The following is a 17,049-nucleotide window of genomic DNA, read 5'->3' on the forward strand; positions in this document are numbered from 1 at the left end:
GGAGTTACTGGCCCGCGAGACCGGTGTGCGCGACACCGGCGACGATCTGGCGCTGGAAGAAGACAAAGACGATGATCAGCGGCAGGCCCGCCATCAGGCCGCCGGCCATGAGCTGGGCCCACTGGATGCCGTAGGAGTTCATGACGGTCGCGATGCCGTTGGGCAGGGTCATCAGGTCGGGGTTGTTGGTCACCATGTACGGCCACAGGAAGTTGTTCCAGGACGCGATGAAGGTGAAGATCCCCACGGCGGAGAGGGACGGGCGCGACAGCGGCACGATGATGGTGAAGAAGACCCGCCAGCGGCCCGCGCCGTCGATGAACGCGGCCTCCTCCAGCTCCCTCGGAATGCCCTGGAAGAACTTGTAGAGGATGTAGACCATCGCGGCGGGCGCGCACTGCGGAAGGATCATGCCCCAGTAGGTGTCGACCATCCCCATCTGCTGGACCGTGGTGAACAGGGGCACGCCGAGGACGGCGGGCGACACCATGAGCCCGGCCATGACCAGGCCCATCAGGGCGCCCTTGAAGCGGAACTCGGTGCGCGCGAAGCCGTAGCCGGCGAGCGCGCTGACCAGCAGCACGATGGCCGTGACACAGACCGAGACGACGAGCGAGTTCACGAACCAGTTGGTGATGTTGCCGGTCTCGAAGATGGCCTTCCAGGCCTGGGCCGTCCACACCTTCGGCAGCCAGTGCGGCGGCACCTCGACGGCCTCGGTCTCCGACTTGAGAGAGGTGAACAGGGCCCAGGCCAGGGGCGCCATCCACACCGCGGAGACGGCGACACCGAGGAGGGTGAGAATGATCTGGCTGGGCGTCCAGGGCTTCCTGGTACGGCTCTTGATCCTTGCCTTGGCCTGTATTTGCGTGGCGGTCATCGCACGCCCTCCTCACGCTTGCGCAGCAGCCACATCCGGCCGAGGGCGACGGACGCGATGATCACGAAGAAGATGATGGAGATCGCGGAGGCGTAGCCCACGCGGTAGCTGGTGAAGCCCTCTTCGAGGGTGTACTGGACGAAGGTGCGGGTCGACTCCTCCGGTCCGGGACCGAAGTCGTAGATCACGACAGCCTGGTCGAAGACCTGGAGCGAGGCGAGGATCTGCAGGGCGATGACGAGGCCGGTGATGTTGCGCAGCATCGGCAGGGTGATGTGCACCATGCGGTGCCAGGCGTTCGCTCCGTCCAGCTTGGCCGCCTCGTACAGGTGGTCCGGGATGGACTGGAGGGCGGCGAGGTAGAGCAGGAAGCTGAAGCCGACCGTCCACCACAGGGTGCAGATGACCACGGCGAGCATGGCCGTCGACTTCTCGGTGAGCCAGGCCGTGTCGATGCCCAGGACGTAATTCACCATGCCCGTACCGGGGTTGAACAGCCACTGCCACAGGTTGCCCGCGACCGTGGACGGCAGCAGGAACGGGGCGAAGAAGCACAGCCGCCACAGCCACTTGGCGCGCTCGATGTGGTGGGCGAGCATCGCCATGAGGAAGGCGATGACGGTGATGCAGGGCACGACCAGGAGCGTGAAGTACGCGCTGTGGCCGAGGGAGTCCCACACCAGCGGGTCGTGGAAGGCCTCGCGGTAGTTGTCCCAGCCGACGAAGTTCGCGCCGACGCCCGAGACGTTGGCGTCGGTGAAGCTCAGATAGATGCCCCGCAGGATCGGCCAGATCACGAACAGGGCGAACAGGACGAGGAACGGGGCGATGAACCAGCCGCCGTGCTGGAGCCTGCGTCCCATGCGGGCCCGGAGGCTGTCTGCGCTTCCGGCGCTGGTGGAACGTATCGGCTTCGAGGCGGGCGCGAGAGTGGCCTCGGCACTGGTCGCGGTCATGCGGCACCTCCCTGCGCGGCGGTCTTGCCGTCCATCGGGTTCTTCATGGCCAGCAGCTTTTCCAGCACGTTCTTCATGCTGTGGGCGGCCGCGGCCGGCTTCGCGGAGCCGAGGTTGGAGGAGGCGACGACGGGCCCGATGCGGGCGGCGAGCGTGCCGGTGGAGCCCGAGAACCATGCCTTCGGCTCGGTCGCCTGGTGGTCCATGGCCGAGACGTACTCGTTCTGCGGGGTGAGCTTCTTGTACGCGGCGGACTCGAGGGTCGGGGTGTAGGCGGGGATGTGACCGCCCGCGGCCCAGGCGAGGGCGTTCTTGACGATGTACGCGGCCAGCCGGTGAGCGCCCTCGTTGGAGGAGCCGCCCCGGCTCGACTGGTGCGGCAGGACGAAGGAGTGCGACTCGGCGTGCGTCGCCTGCTTGCCGAAGACGGGGGGCAGCGGGGTCGCGCCGTACTCGATCTTCGCGCCCGAGTAGACGGGCACGGACCAGTTGCCCTCCCAGACGAAGGGCGAGCCGTTCATGAACTGCTCGGCGTCGGCCGCGCCGGCGATGGCGTACCCGTCGGTGACGTGCCGGCGCAGGAATTCCAGCACCTGGGTGGCCTTGTCCTCGTCGAAGACGACGTCCGTCATCGCGGAGTTGAAGTAGGTGCCGCCGAGCTGTGTGTAGAAGGCGACGAAGAACCACCAGGAGAAATTCTGGTCGTTGGCGTGGATGCCGACGGTCTGCAGGCCTTTCTTGGTGGACTTCTTGGCGGCCTTCAGGGCGTCGAACCACTCCTTCGTGGAGGTGATCGGCACGATGAGGCCGTCGTCCCCGAGGAGACCCGCCTTCTTCAGGACGTCCTTGCGGTAGAAGGACAGCTGGGCGTGGATGTCGAGGGGCAGCGCGTAGAGCTTGCCGTCGATGACGGCGCGCTTCCACAGCGCCGGGTTGAAGTCCTGTTCGCGGATGCCGTACTTGGCGAGCAGGTCCATGTCCCAGGGGTCCAGCAGCCGTCCCGGCGCGAAGCCGGCGACGCGCCCCAGGTGCATGACGCTGAGGTCGGGCGCGCGACTGCCGGAGGCCGCCATGGCGAGCTTGGTGTAGTACGGATTGCCCCACTGGAGGGTCGAATCCTTCACGTCGATGTCGGGGTTCGCCTTACGGAAGGCGTCCAGCATCGCGATCATGTTGTACCCGTCGCCGCCGCTGAAGAGGTTCCAGTAGCGGACGCGGGTGTTCGCACTGGACGCGAGCGCGTCCGCACCGGTGCCAAGGGCGGCGAAGCCCAGACTGCCCGCGACAGTCAACCCACCTACTCCGGCCAGGAGTTGCCTTCGATTCAGGCCAGGTCGTCCCATGCCCCGCCCTCACTGTTCGAGATTTCGATAGATGATCGCAACTTCGAACGGGACCGTAAAATCGAAGCGCTTCCGCGTCAATGCTTTGCGCAAAAGTTCCGAACAGCGTTCGGGATACCGGCCATTGGAGACAGCGATGCCCCCCGTCCACCAGGTGGACGGGGGGCATCGCGCAGAGGCCGCTACCCGGCGAACGCGGGCTGGGGCAGCCCCTTCCCCGCACCGGGCACCACCAGCACCGAGCCCGACATCGGGTGCGGCGCCTCAAGTCCCGTACGGGCCGTGGTGATGTAAAGGTCGGTCAGATCGGCGCCGCCGAACGCGCAGGCGGTAGGGCGGCGGACGGGAAGTTCGACGACCCGGTCCAGTTCGCCGTCCGGGGTGTAACGGCGGACCGCGCCGCCGTCCCAGAGGGCCACCCATACGCAGCCGTCGGCGTCGACGGTGAGGCCGTCGGGGAAGCCGTCGTCGACGTCGGCCAACGGCCGCCTGTTGGTCGGCAGTTGATCCTCGCCCACGTCGAAGACGTCGATCCTTCGGGTCGGGGAGTCGATGTAGTACATCAGCCGGCCGTCCGGGCTCCAGCCCGTGCCGTTGCTGACGGCGACGTCGTCGAGGATCGTCCGGACCGTGCCGTCGGGGGCGATCCGCGACAGCGTGCCGCCACGCGGCGCCTCGTCGTAGCGCATGGTGCCGCACCACAGCGAGCCGTCGGGGGCGACCGCCGCGTCGTTCGCGCGGCGGCCGGGCACGGGCTCGCGGTGCAGCCACCGGAAGGGCTCACCCGAACCCGGTGCTCCGTAAAGCCCCACTCCGTCACGGAGGTTGACGACCAGACCGCCGCCCGCGCGGGGCTTGGCGGCGCCCACGTGCTGTTCGGTGGCCATGACCGTGCGGTGTCCGGAGACCGGGTCGTACGTGTGGACCCGGGAGCCGAGGATGTCGACCCAGATGAGCCGCTGTGCGTGCGGGTCCCAGGTCGGGCCCTCGCCGAGGGCCGCATGCGCGTGTACGGCGACCTCGACGGCCGTCATCCGACGTTCCGGTGGCCGAGCCGCTCGGACAGCTCGGCGGCGCCCTTCGCGGCGAGCTGCTCCAGTTCGGCGCGGCGCTCGTCGCTCCAGCGGATCATCGGTACGGAGATGGAGAGCGCGGCGACGACCTGTCCCGTACGGTCGCGCACCGGGGCGGCGACGCAGCTGACGTCCGGGTTGGACTCACGGCTCTCCACGGCGATGCCGCGGCGGCGGATCTCCGCCAGGGCCTCGCGCAGGGCGGCCGGCTCGGTGATGCTGTTGGGCGTCATCGCGACCAGCTCGGCGTTGTCGGGGATGCGCGACGTCAGCTCCGGCTCGGGGAGCGAGGCGAGCAGCATCTTGCCGACGGAGGTGCAGTGCGCCGGCAGGCGACGGCCCGCCGCCGACACCATGCGCACGGCGTGCGTGGAGTCGACCTTCGCGATGTAGATGACGTCGGTGCCTTCGAGGATGGCCACGTGTACGGTCTCGTCGCAGGTCTCGGCCACGGAGCGGGCGACCTGCTGGCCCTCGGCGGCGAGGTCCAGCTGCTCGGCGTACCGGCTGCCGAGCTGGTACGGCCGCACGCCGAGCCGGTAGCGTCCCGGCTGGCCGGGCACCTGGACGATGTACGACCGGGCGGCGAGCGTGGTGACCAGCTCGTGCACCGTCGTGCGGGGCAGCTGCAGCTTGCGCACGATGTCGGGGGCGGAGAGAGTGCCGTCCCCGTCCAGGAAGAGCTCGAGTATGTCCAGAGCTCGGGTCACGGCAGGTACGAGGCGTCCCACAACCGGCCCCCTCCCTTGTGTTCGAAATTTCAACAGACGATCGGCATGACGAACACAGGTTACTCATGGCTGTCTTGAGCGGGCAATGGTCGGTGACGGGGCCGTCTTTCAGCGAGGGAACCGATCGACAGGGCGAGACGGGTGGTGGGCGGGAAACCGACGGGAGGGGAGCGCCCGGTGACTGGTTGACGGGGGGCGCTCGGAAAGGCCACGACGGGAGGTCAGCGCCGGGCTCGTGGGTCCCCCAGCTCGCCCCGGAGCCGTTGCGCCCGCAGCACCAGCTCCAGCTCGAAGCGCCGGTCGGGATCATCGACCTCGTCGCCCCAGAGTTCCCGTATCTGCCGGAGGCGGTAGCGCACGGTCTGCGGATGAACCCCGAGTCGCGCGGCGACCTCGGGCGCACCACCCCGCGTTTCCAGCCAGGCCAGCAGGGTCTCGGCCAGCCGCCGCCCGTGCGTGGGCCCGCAGTGGGCAAGGGGCGCAAGACAGCGCAGCGCCAGGTCGTCGATCAGCTCCTCGGGCTGGAGGAGAACCAAGGCCTCCGTGTGTTCCGTGCAGTGGAGAACCTCCCCTGCGGGGAGCAACCCCCGCTCCATGAGCCGTACCGCCGCCTCGGCCCAGCGCAGCGACTTCGCCGCGTCGGCGAGCGGCACCGGCGGCCCGATCGCCCCGGCCCACCCGGTCAGCGCCCGGTGCAGCAGCTCAGGGCGCCCGGCCGCGTCCGGCTCGGGCACGACCATGCGGGGCTGCTCGTACTCCATGTCGAGCAGCACGCTCTGCCCGACGGCGGGAGCGACGGCCTCCCGGGCCGGCCGCAGCAGCACGCCGACGGCGATCCGGTCGGGCAGCGGCCAGCCGATCCGGGCGGCGCGTTCGACGAGCGCCTCGGCGGGGTCGCCCCGGTGATGGTGCTCGGAGAGCAGTAACTCCATCAGGCGCCGCTGGAGGCGCAGCCGCTCCCCCGCCTGCCGGGCCGCCGCTTCGGCGTAACCCCGTACGGACTGATCCACCAGGCCGTCCAGATACTCGTATCCGGCGTCGACAAGCTCGTACATCGCCGGTGGCGGGATGTCGACCCGCTGCCCGATCTCGGCGAACCGCCGCCAGGCGAGCCGTACCCCGAGCCGGTAGATCGCCTGGAGCGAGTCGAGGCTGCGGCCGTGCAGGCCCTCGCCCCGGCCGAATTCCTGGAACACCTCGGGATGGACCCGCGGGCGACCCTCCGCCGTCTCCAGATGCTGCACGAAGACCTCGATCGCACGGCGGATGCCGACCAGGGCCATCGGCTCCCCGGAGTCGTCGAGGACGACCGGCAGATGCGGGTACTCGCGGCGGATCTCGCGCAGGATCTCCTCGGCGAGCGCGGGTGCCTCGGCCATGGCGATCGCCGCGAACTGCCGCACCTGGACGCGGGGAACCTCGTGCCAGGCCGAGTGCAACGCGACGGTTCCCGGACGAGCGGTCACGGTCAACGCTCCTGGCCGACATTCTCATAGGTGATCAGTGGCGTGTTCGGCTGGTCCGGCGTCGCGTCGAGGAGCGCGACGACACCGAGCGCGGCGCCCACGGCGAGTGCGGCGGCGGCCGCGACAGTCAGTGCGGCGGCGAGCAGTCTGGACATCGCAGGGTCAGCCTCTCTGTCGGAGGTCGTCCCCACCCCGGTACTCCGCGCGGCCGTGGTCATGCGGCTGCGCGACTCCTGCCCCGTTCACCGGTCCCGTCCGGTGAGGTCCTGTCGCCGGCCTGGCGCCAGAGCCTCGCCACAGTCTCGACAATGCATTGACACCCCGTCAAGGGTGCGCCTACGGTTCCCGGCCCATACCGCACGTGCACTTTCCCTCCTGGTGTCGACGCATCCGTATCACCTCGTACCACCCGATATCACCCGTGCGTCGAGCCTCCTCACGCCCCTGGAGTGCCCGGATGCGTCGCAGAGTCTCACCCGTCTCCCTGATCCTTCTCGGCCTCGGCACCTTCCTGCTCGTGCTGGCCCCGATGCTCGCGTGGTACGTGGAACCGCGGGCCGCCGTGAACCCGATCGACATCGACACGACCGCCGTCTACACCGGCACGGGCAGCGTCTTCGACGTCGACAAGGTCGAGACCGTGCCCGACCAGAAGATCACCGTCACCCAGCGGGTACGCGGCGACGTCGCCGACAGTGAGCGCAGCGGAAAGGCCGTCTGGGACGTGACCACCACGGTCGACACGGACAAGTCGCTGCCGGCCGCCGACCCGCACGACGCCCTGGAGTTCGTGCCGGGCCGCTGGGTCACCGACCGCAGGACCAACACACCGGCGCACTGCTGCCAGGAGAAGCCGTACTTCGAGGGCGAGGCCTACCTCAAGTTCCCCTTCGACGTGCAAAAACGCGCGTACCGCTGGTGGGACAACTCGCTCGGCGCGACGGTCACCCTGAACTACCGGGGCACCAAGAAGATCCGCGGGTACGAGGGCTACCGGTTCACCGGATCCGTCCCCGCGACCAGGACCGGGACCCGTCTGGTGCCGGGCGCGATCGTCGGGGAGCCGAAGCGCAGCCAGGTGCTCGCCGAGGAGTGGTACGCCAACCACCTGATCGAGCTCGTCGTCGACCAGCGCACGGGCCGGGTGATCTACGCGCAGGTCGGCCCGCGCAGGACGCTGCGCGCCCCGGGCGGCAAGAAGGACGCGACGGTGCTCCTGGACAGTCAAAAGCTGGCCTTCACAGCCGCGACGCAACAGGACCAGGTGGACCAGGCGAAGACCGAGAGCGGGCAACTGCGCATGGTGGGGCAGACGTTGCCGATTGGTGCCGGTGTGCTCGGTTTCGTGCTGGCCGCGGTGGGGGTCGTTTTGGTGGTACGCGGGCGACCGGATCCCGATACGTCCGAGTCGTCCCAGCCTCCGCTCACGATGTGATGTGCCGTCAGCTCCACAAAGCCCGGAAATTGTCACCTCGGTGAGTAGCCGCATCGAACCACTGGGCGAAAACTGTCCAACCCCACCCGAGCACAGCCCGCCCACATCCCCGTCACGGCGAATGCCCAGAACCCCCACAGCTGGGCAGATTCTCGGCCCCATCCCGTCGAAAGACCAGAGAAGCGCCGTCCCACCGAAAGAACGCAAAAGCGCCGCCCGACCGAGAGACCGGAGAGGCGCCGCCCCACCGCAGGAGACCAGCCAGACGCCACCCCACGGCGACACCCGAGAAGCGCCACCCCACTTGCAAGAGACCAGCCAGACGCCACCCCACGGCGACACCGGAGAAGCGCCACCCCACCGAACGATTCAGAGATCCGCACCGCGCCCTACCCCCCACGCTGAGTTCCGCACCCTGAGACGAGTTGGAGCACCCATGCCCCAGCACGTGCCTTCCTCGCTGCGCGCCGCGCTCCCCCGCCCCGCGCAGCACCCCCCGGCGCTCCCCCCACAGCCGCGCCGTATCGTTTTTCTCGCCCGCCGTGATCTCGGCAACCCGGCGGCGGGCGGCTCCGAACTCCTCGTCGACCGTCTGGCCGACGGGCTGACCGAGCTCGGCCACCAGGTCACCCTGCTGTGCGGCGGCCCCGCGGCCTACCGCGACTACCGGGTCGTCTCGGCGGGCGGCGACCTGGGCCACTATCTGCGCGCCCGCCCCGCGTTCCATCGCCAGGTCGGTGACTGCGACCTCCTTGTCGAGGTGTGCAACGGGATGCCGTATCTCGCACCGCTGTGGCACCACGGCCCCACCCTCTGTCTGGTCAACCACGTCCACACGGACCTGTGGAAGATGCGGTTCGGCGGGCCGCTGGCGCCCGCCGCCCGGCTCGGCCGAAGACTCGAGCACTGGGCGCTGGCCGGCGCGCAGCGCCGCAATCTGCTGGTCGCCGTCTCTCCGTCGACGGCACACGCCCTGCGCGCGATCGGGGTCGAGCGGGACCGCATCCGGGTCGTGCACAACGGGGTCGAGGAGCCGGGGCCGCGGGCCTCGCGCTCGCCGGAGCCGCTGTTCGTGGCGATGGGGCGGCTCGTCGAGTACAAGCGGATCGATCTGCTGCTGCGGCTGTGGGAGCGGGTCCGCCCGGTCACCGGCGGCCGGCTGGTGATCGTGGGAGACGGCCCCGAGCGGGAGCGCCTGGAGCAACTCGCGGGCCCGGGGGTCGAGTTCACCGGCCATGTCTCCGAAGCCGAGAAGCACCGTCTGCTGTGCGCCGCCTGGCTGCTGCTGCATCCCTCCGCGGTCGAGGGCTGGGGCCTGGTGGTCACCGAGGCGGCCGCGCGCGAGACCCCGGCGATCGCCTTCGACGTACCCGGACTGCGCGACTCAGTGGTGGACGGCGAGACGGGTCTGCTGGCCGCCGGCGAGTCCTCCTTCGCGGCCGCCTGGTGCACCCTCGCCCTGTCCACCCACCGCCGCACCCTCATGGGCAAGGCCGCCCGCGACCGCGCGGCCCGGTACCGCTGGAACCACACGGTCCGCCAGTTCAGAGCGGTGGCCGCGGAGGCGGTGAGGGGCTGGACGCCATGACGGCCCCCGACGAGGGTGTGGGTACCGGCCTCAAGGACCCCTCCATACGCCGCTCCCTCGCTCTCTTCCGTGCCTTCCTGCACGAGCAGGACGACCCCGAGTCCTGCTATTCACTACTCGCCCGGGACGCCGCCGACCAGGTCGAGGCGTACGGCGGCGCCGTCGAGGGCCGTACCGTCGTGGACGTCGGCGGCGGCAGCGGCTACTTCACCGAGGAGTTCCGGCGGCGCGGGGCCAGCGCCTATCTCTTCGAGCCGGACGTAGGGGAGTTGGGGCCGAAGCCACCCGACTCGGCGGTCGTCGCGGACGGGTATCTGCTGCCGCTGGCGGACGGGGTCGCCGACGTCTGCTTCTCCTCCAATGTCCTGGAGCACGTGGCCGATCCGCAGACGTTCCTGAGCGAAATGGTGCGCGTGACCCGCCCGGACGGGCTGATCTACGTGTCGTTCACCAACTGGCTGTCCCCGTGGGGCGGTCACGAATGGGCGCCCTGGCACTACTTCGGCGCCGAGCGGGCGCGGGCCCGCTACCGGCGCCGTACCGGCAAGGCAGCCAAGCACACCCTCGGCGAGAACCTCTTCGCCGTACACATCGGCACCACCCTGCGGCAGGTGCGCGGCCGCGACGACGTCACGGTCGTCGCGGCGCGCTCCCGCTACTGGCCGTTCCTCGCCTCCGCTGTCACCAGGACACCGGTACTGCGCGAGTTCGCCACCTGGAACCTCCTCCTCATCCTCCGGCGGTGTCCACCATGACGAGCACGGTCCAGGCTCCTCCCCCGGCAGCCGTCCGCCCCGCCGCGACCACCTCAGGGCCCCCCGAGGGGCCGCGCTCGCGGCGGTGGCTGCTGGGTTTCTGGGCCGTGGTGTTCGTGCTGTTCCTGGCCGTGCACCCCGGGCGGACGACCTTCGACACCAAGCTCGGTGTCGCGCTCGACCCCTGGCAGTTCCTCTCCGATCTGGGCCAGTTGTGGCACGACCGGGGCGGCTTCGGCGGCATCCAGGACCAGTACGTCGGCTACGTCTGGCCGATGCTGCCGTTCTACGGCCTGTGCAAGCTGATCCACCTGCCGGTGTGGCTCGCGGAGCGGCTGTGGCTGTCGATCGTCGTGTCCGTCGCGTTCTGGGGCGCCCTGCGCCTCGCCGAGCGGCTGCGGATCGGGAGCGGGGCCTCGCGCCTGCTCGCCGCCGCCGCGTACGCGCTGTGGCCGGTCTTCACGATCGTCGTCGGCTCGACCTCGGCCGCGGCGCTGCCGGGCGCCTTCCTCCCCTGGGTCCTGCTGCCGCTCACCAACGAGCGCTACACGGCCCGGATCGCGGCCCTGCGCTCGGCGCTGATCGTCCCCTTCATGGGCGGCGTGAACGCGGCCGCGACCCTGGCATCCCTGCTTCCGGTCGGGCTGTATCTGCTCTCCCGGCCGCGCGGGCCCCGGCAGCGCAAGCTGATCGCCTGGTGGGTGCCGGGCGTGATCCTGGCGACGGCCTGGTGGTGGATCGCGCTGCTGATGCTCGGCATGTACGGCGAGAACTTCCTTCCCTACATCGAGACTTCACAGACCACGACGGCCACGATGTCGGCCACCGAGTCGCTGCGCGGCGCCGGCAACTGGGTCGCGTATCTGCATTTCGGCGAGGCCTGGCTGCCGGCCGGCTGGACCGTCGCGTCCTCGGTGATCGTGATCATCTGCTCGACGCTCGCGGCCGGGCTCGGTCTCGCGGGCCTCGCGAGACGTGACATGCCCGAGCGCCGCTGGCTCGTGCTGACCGTGCTGTCGGTCGCGCTCGTCACCCTTGCCGGGTACGGCGGTTCGTTCGGTGCGCCCTTCCACGGCGTGGTCCAGGACTGGCTGAACGGCTGGCTCGTCCCCTTCCGCAACATCTACAAGTTCCAGACGGGACTGGCACTCGCCCTGGTCCTCGGCCTCGCGCATCTGGTCGCTGTCGCCTCCGAGACGCGCGGCGCCCGTCCCGTACGCGGCCGCCGCTTCGCACCCCTCGTGGCGGCCGTGCTGATACTGCCGGGGCTCGCCTGGCCCTACCTCAACGGGTCGATCCTGCAGCCGGGTTCGTTCCAGGAGCTCCCCAAGTACTGGCAGGCCACGGCCGACTGGCTGGAGAAGTACTCCCCCGACTCCCGCGCCCTCGTCGTCCCCGCCACCGCGCACGGCATCTACACCTGGGGCTCCCCCGTCGACGAGCCCCTCGACGTGCTCGCCGACTCCCGCTGGGCGGAGCGGGATTACGTCCCGTTCGGCACCGCGGGCAACCGGCGTGCCATGGACGCGGTCGAGCAGGCGCTGATGACGGGCGGCGACGTCCCGGGCCTGGCCGACTACTTGAGCCGCGCCGGGCTCTACTACGTCGTCGTACGCAATGACCTGGACCCGGATCAACTCGGTTACGTCCCGACCGCGACCGTGAAGCGGACCCTGGAGCAGTCCGGGTACCAGCGGGTCACCGGCCTCGGGCCGATCATGACCGGCGGCCGGATCGCGAACGACACCCCGATGCAGGTCGAGGGCCTGTATCCGCGCCAGCGCGCCGTCGAGATCTACGAGCCGACCGACAAGGACGTACCGAGGCCCGGACAGGCCGGGCTGAAGCCGATCGCGGACACGGCCGTCGTGTCCGGCGGCCCCGAGTCGCTCCTCCCGCTGGCCGCCGACCCGTCGATGCGCGGCCGCGCCGCCGTGCTGACCGGCGACAACCATCCGGGCCTCGGCACGTCCGAGGTACAGGTGGTGGGCGACGGGCTGCGACGCGCCGACACCCGTTTCGGCCTGGTCAACTCCAACACCTCGTACACCTACACGCGCGACCAGCGCAACGACAGCGACAGCGTCCAGGACCCCGGCAAGAAGCCGCACCAGATCCTGCCGACGAAGGGCATCCGGCACCAGACGGTGGCGCAGCTGCGCGGCGCCCGCTCGGTCACGGCGTCGTCCACCGGCAACTGGCTCTTCTACCTCCCGCAGTACGACCCCGTGAACGCCTTCGACGGCAACCCCGACACCGCGTGGGCCGAGGGTGCGGCCGGCTCGGCGAACGGGCAGTGGCTGCGCATCCGCTTCGACGGGTCGGTCGACGTGCCGTCGTCGTTCAAGGTGACTCCGCTGCCTCAGGACGGGGTCCGGTCGGCGGCGACGCGGGTGCGGGTCGAGACGGAGAAGGGTTCCGTCACCAGTTATCTTCAGCCGAACGGCATGACCCAGTCGATCAAGGCCCGCCCCGGGTCGACGAGTTGGCTGAAGATCACGATCGTCGACTCCACCGAGCAGCACGCCGGTCTCACCGGCGCGGGCTTCTCCGAGATCGACCTCCCGGACGTCCAGGTGACCCGCCTGCTGCGGCTGCCGACGGACGCCTCCGGCTCGGACGCCTCCTCCGAGATCGTCTCCCTGCACCGCACCACCGACCCCACCGGGCTCTCCCCGACGGGCACCGAGGCGGGCCTGCACCGCAGCTTCTCGACCTCGACGGCGGGAACGTACGAGATGAAGGCGAGCGCGGTCCCGGTCCCGGGCGAGGACCTCGACAAGCTGCTGTACGAGGTCGCGCCCGAGCAGCAGAGCCGGATCGTCGCGACGGCGGACTCCACGGCGAAGCTGGGCGCCGGCCTGTCCGCGCGCAACCTCACGGACGGCGACCTCACGACGGCGTGGATCGCGGGCGGCAATCCGACGATCCACCTGAGCTGGCCCGACAAACAACCGGTCTCGTCCATCGTGCTGGCCCCGGCGGGCGGCCTGTCGACCCGCCCGACGAAGGTGAACATCAGCTCCCCGGACGGGGCGGCGATCGTCGGGGTCGACGAGAACGGCTGGGCCCGCTTCGACCCCATCACCACCGACCACCTCGACATCACCATCACCGAGACCGCACCGCTGACCGTCCACAACCCGGTCGCCGACGACGACCTGCAGCTCCCGGTCGGACTGACGGAGGCCTACATCCCGGGCCTCGACCAGTACCGCACCCCGCAGCCGTCCGGCACCCGGAAGTTCTCGCTCCCCTGCGGGAGGGGTCCGGTCGTCGCGGTCGACGGGAAGCTGTTCGAGACGAGCGCGAAGGGGACGGTACGGGATCTGGTGGAGCGCCGCGCGGTCGATGTGACGCTCTGCCAGGAAGGCCGTACGGACCCGGCCCTGGAGCTGAGTGACGGCTCGCACCGGGTCGAGGCGGGCGACGCCGGTCCGCTGGCCCTCACGGACGTGACGCTGACGCGCGGGACGGTCGCGGAGGCGGCCACCGCCGGGCGGGATCTGAAGATACGTGACTGGCTGGGCGACCGCCGCGAGGTGACGGTCGGCTCGGGCGCGGCCTCGTACCTGACGACGTACGAGAACTACAACGACGGCTGGAAGGCCACGCTGAACGGCAAGGAGCTCACGCCGGTACGCCTCGACGGCTGGCAGCAGGGCTGGCAGATCCCGTCCGGCGCGGGCGGCACGGTCAAGCTGTCGTACGAGCCGTCGACGACGTACGAGGCCGGGCTGATCGGCGGCGGGGTCGCCGTGGCCGCTCTGGCGGGCCTCGTCCTGTGGCGCCGCCGCTCGCCCAACCCCGACGAGCCGCAGCCGGTACCGCCGCTGCCCGGGCTGTGGCCGGGCCTGGTCGCGCTCACCCTGGTCGGCATCGTCATCGCGGGCTTCTTCGCCCTGCTGGTCCCGGCGCTGGCCGTGCTCGCCCGACGGCGGCACACCCTGCTCGTACCGATCGCGTTCCTCGCGCTCGCCGGGGCGGGGATCGCCGCCGCGACGGGGGCGGGGTCGCCGGTGTCGGCGGACGAGGGGGCGTTCGGCCCCGCGGCCCAACTGCTGGCGCTGATCGGCTTGTTCGCCGGTCTGGTGAGCGTACGGGAGCCGGACGCCTCCGGGTCGGCGAGCTCGCGGTGGGAGGCGCCACCGGGTTCCTCGAAGGCACCCACGGCACCGCTGCCGCAACGGATGCGGGGGGAGAGTGGGGGGCCGGGAGCCTTGCCCGGGGGCTTCGAGGAGAAGCCCGGCGCGAGGGCGGAGTCGGCCGGAGAGAAGCCCGGCGCGGGGGCCGAGTCGGCCGGAGAGAAGCCCGGCGCGTCCGAACAAGGGGCCGGGGCCGGGGCCGTCGTCGGCCCTATCGTCTCGGCCCGCGGTCCGGGTTCGGCCCAGCCGGAGCCGGACCCCCCGACCGCGCGCATCGCGTTCCGCAAGCCGAGGTTCAGGGCGACACCGCCCGAGGTACCCGGCACCCAGGAGGACACGGGGAGGGGCGAGGCCACATGACAGCGGTGGAGCACCCGGCACGGGACGGCACCGACGGTCCGATCCAGCCCCCCGTACGCATCCCGTTCCCGGTGGTGGACGAGGTCGCCCGGCACTGCCTCCAGGAGGAGGAACCGGAGACGGTCCACATCGAGGTCCACCTGCCGGGCCGTCTCGACCCGGACCGACTGAGGACGGCGTTCACGCGGGCGCTCCGCCGCCACCCCCGCATCCTGATGCGCGAGGCCCCGGGCCCCTGGTACCGCCGCCGCTACGAGTGGGAACTGACACCGGGGCCGGACGTGGAGGTGGTGTCGTTCACCTCCGCGGACTCCGACGCACTCCGGGACGCCCGGACCAGGGCCCTGCTGGAAGCACCGCCGCTCTCCCTTTCCCCACCGATACGCCTGGAGGTGGTGCAGCGCGCGGGCCGGGCGGTGGGAAGCGAGGCAACGGACGCGGTGGGCGAAGCCACGATGGGCAAGCGCACCGATTCAGCCGCAGGCACGCATGCAGCCAGGGACGGCTCCCCGCCCTCAGCGGCTCCAGCAGCGCCGGGCACCGCCGCAGCCGACATGGCTGCGGGCATGCCCGCTCGGGGCGGCACCCGTCCGACAGAGAGCGGCACCCCGCAGGCGCCGGGCTCGCCGTCCCGCCCCCACGCCGGCCCCACCCCCGGTCACCCACACGCCAAGGGCACAGTCCTCTTCCTCACCATCAACCACACCGCCCTGGACGGCCCCGCCTGCCTCCGCATCCTGGCCACCGCGGCCGAGCTGTACGGAGGCAAGGACAACACCCCCGCCGCACCCCCGGTGCGTACCCCCGACGCGACGGACACCCCCCAGGTGGACGCCCCCTCCACCTGGACCCCACCCGCCAGGGTCGCCCACGGCACCCCCGAGCCCTCCCCCGGCAACGGCATGCTCGTCACCGAGCTGAACGTCCCGCGCCGCCCCAAGGGCTCCCCGTACACGGTGAACGACCAGCTCATGGCCACCACGGCCCTCATGCTCGCCCACTGGAACAGGGAACACGGCGCCCGTCCCCGCCCCTTGCGCATCACGATGCCCGTCGACGACCGCCCGCGCGACGCGGACATGCCGATCGGCAACGGGACACGGCTCGTAGAAGTCACCTTCGCCCCCGAGGAGGTGGACGCGCACAGGATGAGCGAGCTGCTGCGCCGCACGGCGGACCGCACCCGCGCGCTGAAATCCCTCGACCGTCCCCAACTCGGCCACGGCGCGGCACTGTTGACCGCCCCCGTGGTCCCCGTGGCGTGGCGCGCGGCGGTCACCAGAGGCCTGCGCAGAGCGGCCGGTCCCTGGACCTCGACCACGCTGCTGAGCAACATCGGCCGCATCCCGTACCCCCTGGACTTCGGCGAGGCGGCGGGCCGCGCCCACGCGGTCTGGTTCTCGGCCCCCGCCCGCATGCCCCGCGGCCTGACCGTCACGACCGCATCCACCGCGGGCCGCCTGCACCTCGCCCTGCGCTGGTCCCGCACCCTGCTCAGTCACGGCGACGGCGCCCACCTCCGCGACCTCTTCGAGCACTACCTGCACGCGACGGAGGGGGACACCCCATGACCACAACCGCCCCGGCACGGCGCGGACTTCGCGAGTTCTACGAGGACCCCGCCGTCCCCGTCGCCTCGGGCACCCCGCGCAGTCTGCGCCAGGCCCGCATGCTGGCCGCCGCGCTGGGCCCGGCCACGGCGGGCGCGAAGACCGTCCTGGACATCGGCTGCGGCGACGGCACCGCGGCCGCGACCGCCGCCCCCCTCCTCGCCGGCCACCGCCTGATCGGCGTCGACTGGTCGCAGGACGCCCTCAGACGCGCCCACGCCCATATGCCGTACGCGATCCGCGGCGAACTCACCGACGGCGGGCTGCCGTTCAGGACGGAGTCGGCCGACGCGGTGCTCTTCAGCGAGGTCGTCGAGCACCTCGTGGACCCGGACAGCGCGCTCGACGAGATCCGCCGAATCCTGTGTCCCGGCGGCCACTTGATGCTCTCCACCCCGAACCTCGCCGCCTGGTACAACCGCGCCCTGCTGCTCGCCGGCGTCCAACCGGTCTTCTCGGAGGTGAGTCTGCGCGCCATCCACGGCCGACCGGGGAGCGAGGTCGTGGGCCATCTGCGGCTCTACACGGCCCGTGCGCTGCGGGAGTTCGTGACCGCGTCGGGCTTCGAGGTCGTACGCCTGGCGGGTGCGCCCTTCCACGGCGTACCGCGCCCGCTGCGCCCCCTGGACCGGCTGGCCTGCGCCGCGCCGTCCCTGTCCTCCATCCTGCTCCTGCACGCGCGAAGGACGTAGCCCATGTGGTGGGGA

General features: G+C 70.9%; 13 protein-coding genes. 6 read left to right on the forward strand and 7 right to left on the reverse strand.

Annotation, left to right across the window (positions count from 1 at the left end; genetic code table 11):
- Window positions 1-4: 4 nt before the first annotated feature.
- The 7 genes from AB5J53_RS16295 to AB5J53_RS16325 all read right to left on the reverse strand — a co-directional run bounded on the left by AB5J53_RS16295 (window position 5) and on the right by AB5J53_RS16325 (window position 6,604).
- Complete coding sequence (locus AB5J53_RS16295) at window positions 5-880, reverse strand: carbohydrate ABC transporter permease (RefSeq protein ID WP_369246377.1); 876 nt, start codon at window positions 878-880, stop codon at window positions 5-7.
- On the reverse strand, window positions 877-1,836 hold the full coding sequence (locus AB5J53_RS16300; protein ID WP_369246378.1) for a carbohydrate ABC transporter permease: 960 nt from the start codon (window positions 1,834-1,836) through the stop codon (window positions 877-879). Before AB5J53_RS16300 ends, AB5J53_RS16295 begins: the two co-directional genes overlap by 4 nt.
- Entirely contained in the window at window positions 1,833-3,179 is a 1,347-nt protein-coding gene (locus tag AB5J53_RS16305; protein ID WP_369246379.1) for an extracellular solute-binding protein, read from the reverse strand. The genes AB5J53_RS16300 and AB5J53_RS16305 overlap by 4 nt, the downstream gene beginning before the upstream one ends.
- Before the next feature lie 182 nt (window positions 3,180-3,361).
- Window positions 3,362-4,213: an SMP-30/gluconolactonase/LRE family protein gene (locus tag AB5J53_RS16310; RefSeq protein ID WP_369246380.1), complete on the reverse strand. Its 852-nt coding sequence runs from the start codon at window positions 4,211-4,213 to the stop codon at window positions 3,362-3,364.
- Complete coding sequence (locus AB5J53_RS16315) at window positions 4,210-4,983, reverse strand: IclR family transcriptional regulator (protein WP_369246381.1); 774 nt, start codon at window positions 4,981-4,983, stop codon at window positions 4,210-4,212. Before AB5J53_RS16315 ends, AB5J53_RS16310 begins: the two co-directional genes overlap by 4 nt.
- A gap of 221 nt (window positions 4,984-5,204) precedes the next feature.
- Window positions 5,205-6,449 carry a helix-turn-helix domain-containing protein gene (locus AB5J53_RS16320; RefSeq protein ID WP_369246382.1) on the reverse strand — a complete coding sequence of 415 codons (1,245 nt, stop codon included), beginning with the start codon at window positions 6,447-6,449 and terminating at the stop codon, window positions 5,205-5,207.
- 2 nt (window positions 6,450-6,451) lie between these two features.
- Complete coding sequence (locus tag AB5J53_RS16325; protein WP_369246383.1) at window positions 6,452-6,604, reverse strand: hypothetical protein; 153 nt, start codon at window positions 6,602-6,604, stop codon at window positions 6,452-6,454.
- A 302-nt stretch (window positions 6,605-6,906) separates the two neighbouring features.
- Between AB5J53_RS16325 and AB5J53_RS16330 the strand changes: the two genes are divergently transcribed.
- The 6 genes from AB5J53_RS16330 (at window position 6,907) to AB5J53_RS16355 (ending at window position 17,034) form a co-directional block, all read left to right on the forward strand.
- Complete coding sequence (locus tag AB5J53_RS16330) at window positions 6,907-7,884, forward strand: DUF3068 domain-containing protein (protein ID WP_369246384.1); 978 nt, start codon at window positions 6,907-6,909, stop codon at window positions 7,882-7,884.
- Between the two features lie 436 nt (window positions 7,885-8,320).
- Complete coding sequence (locus AB5J53_RS16335) at window positions 8,321-9,472, forward strand: glycosyltransferase family 4 protein (RefSeq protein ID WP_369246385.1); 1,152 nt, start codon at window positions 8,321-8,323, stop codon at window positions 9,470-9,472.
- Window positions 9,469-10,227: a class I SAM-dependent methyltransferase gene (locus tag AB5J53_RS16340; protein WP_369246386.1), complete on the forward strand. Its 759-nt coding sequence runs from the start codon at window positions 9,469-9,471 to the stop codon at window positions 10,225-10,227. The genes AB5J53_RS16335 and AB5J53_RS16340 overlap by 4 nt, the downstream gene beginning before the upstream one ends.
- On the forward strand, window positions 10,224-14,732 hold the full coding sequence (locus AB5J53_RS16345) for an alpha-(1->3)-arabinofuranosyltransferase family protein (protein WP_369252262.1): 4,509 nt from the start codon (window positions 10,224-10,226) through the stop codon (window positions 14,730-14,732). The genes AB5J53_RS16340 and AB5J53_RS16345 overlap by 4 nt, the downstream gene beginning before the upstream one ends.
- The gene (locus AB5J53_RS16350) at window positions 14,729-16,303 is read left to right on the forward strand and encodes a condensation protein (RefSeq protein ID WP_369246387.1); all 1,575 of its coding nucleotides are present in this window, start codon (window positions 14,729-14,731) and stop codon (window positions 16,301-16,303) included. The genes AB5J53_RS16345 and AB5J53_RS16350 overlap by 4 nt, the downstream gene beginning before the upstream one ends.
- Window positions 16,300-17,034, forward strand: coding sequence for a class I SAM-dependent methyltransferase (locus AB5J53_RS16355; RefSeq protein ID WP_369246388.1), 735 nt, complete (start codon window positions 16,300-16,302; stop codon window positions 17,032-17,034). The genes AB5J53_RS16350 and AB5J53_RS16355 overlap by 4 nt, the downstream gene beginning before the upstream one ends.
- Window positions 17,035-17,049 lie beyond the last annotated feature (15 nt).

This window comes from Streptomyces sp. R41 (genome assembly GCF_041053055.1).
In the GTDB taxonomy this organism is placed as follows: Bacteria; Actinomycetota; Actinomycetes; order Streptomycetales; family Streptomycetaceae; genus Streptomyces.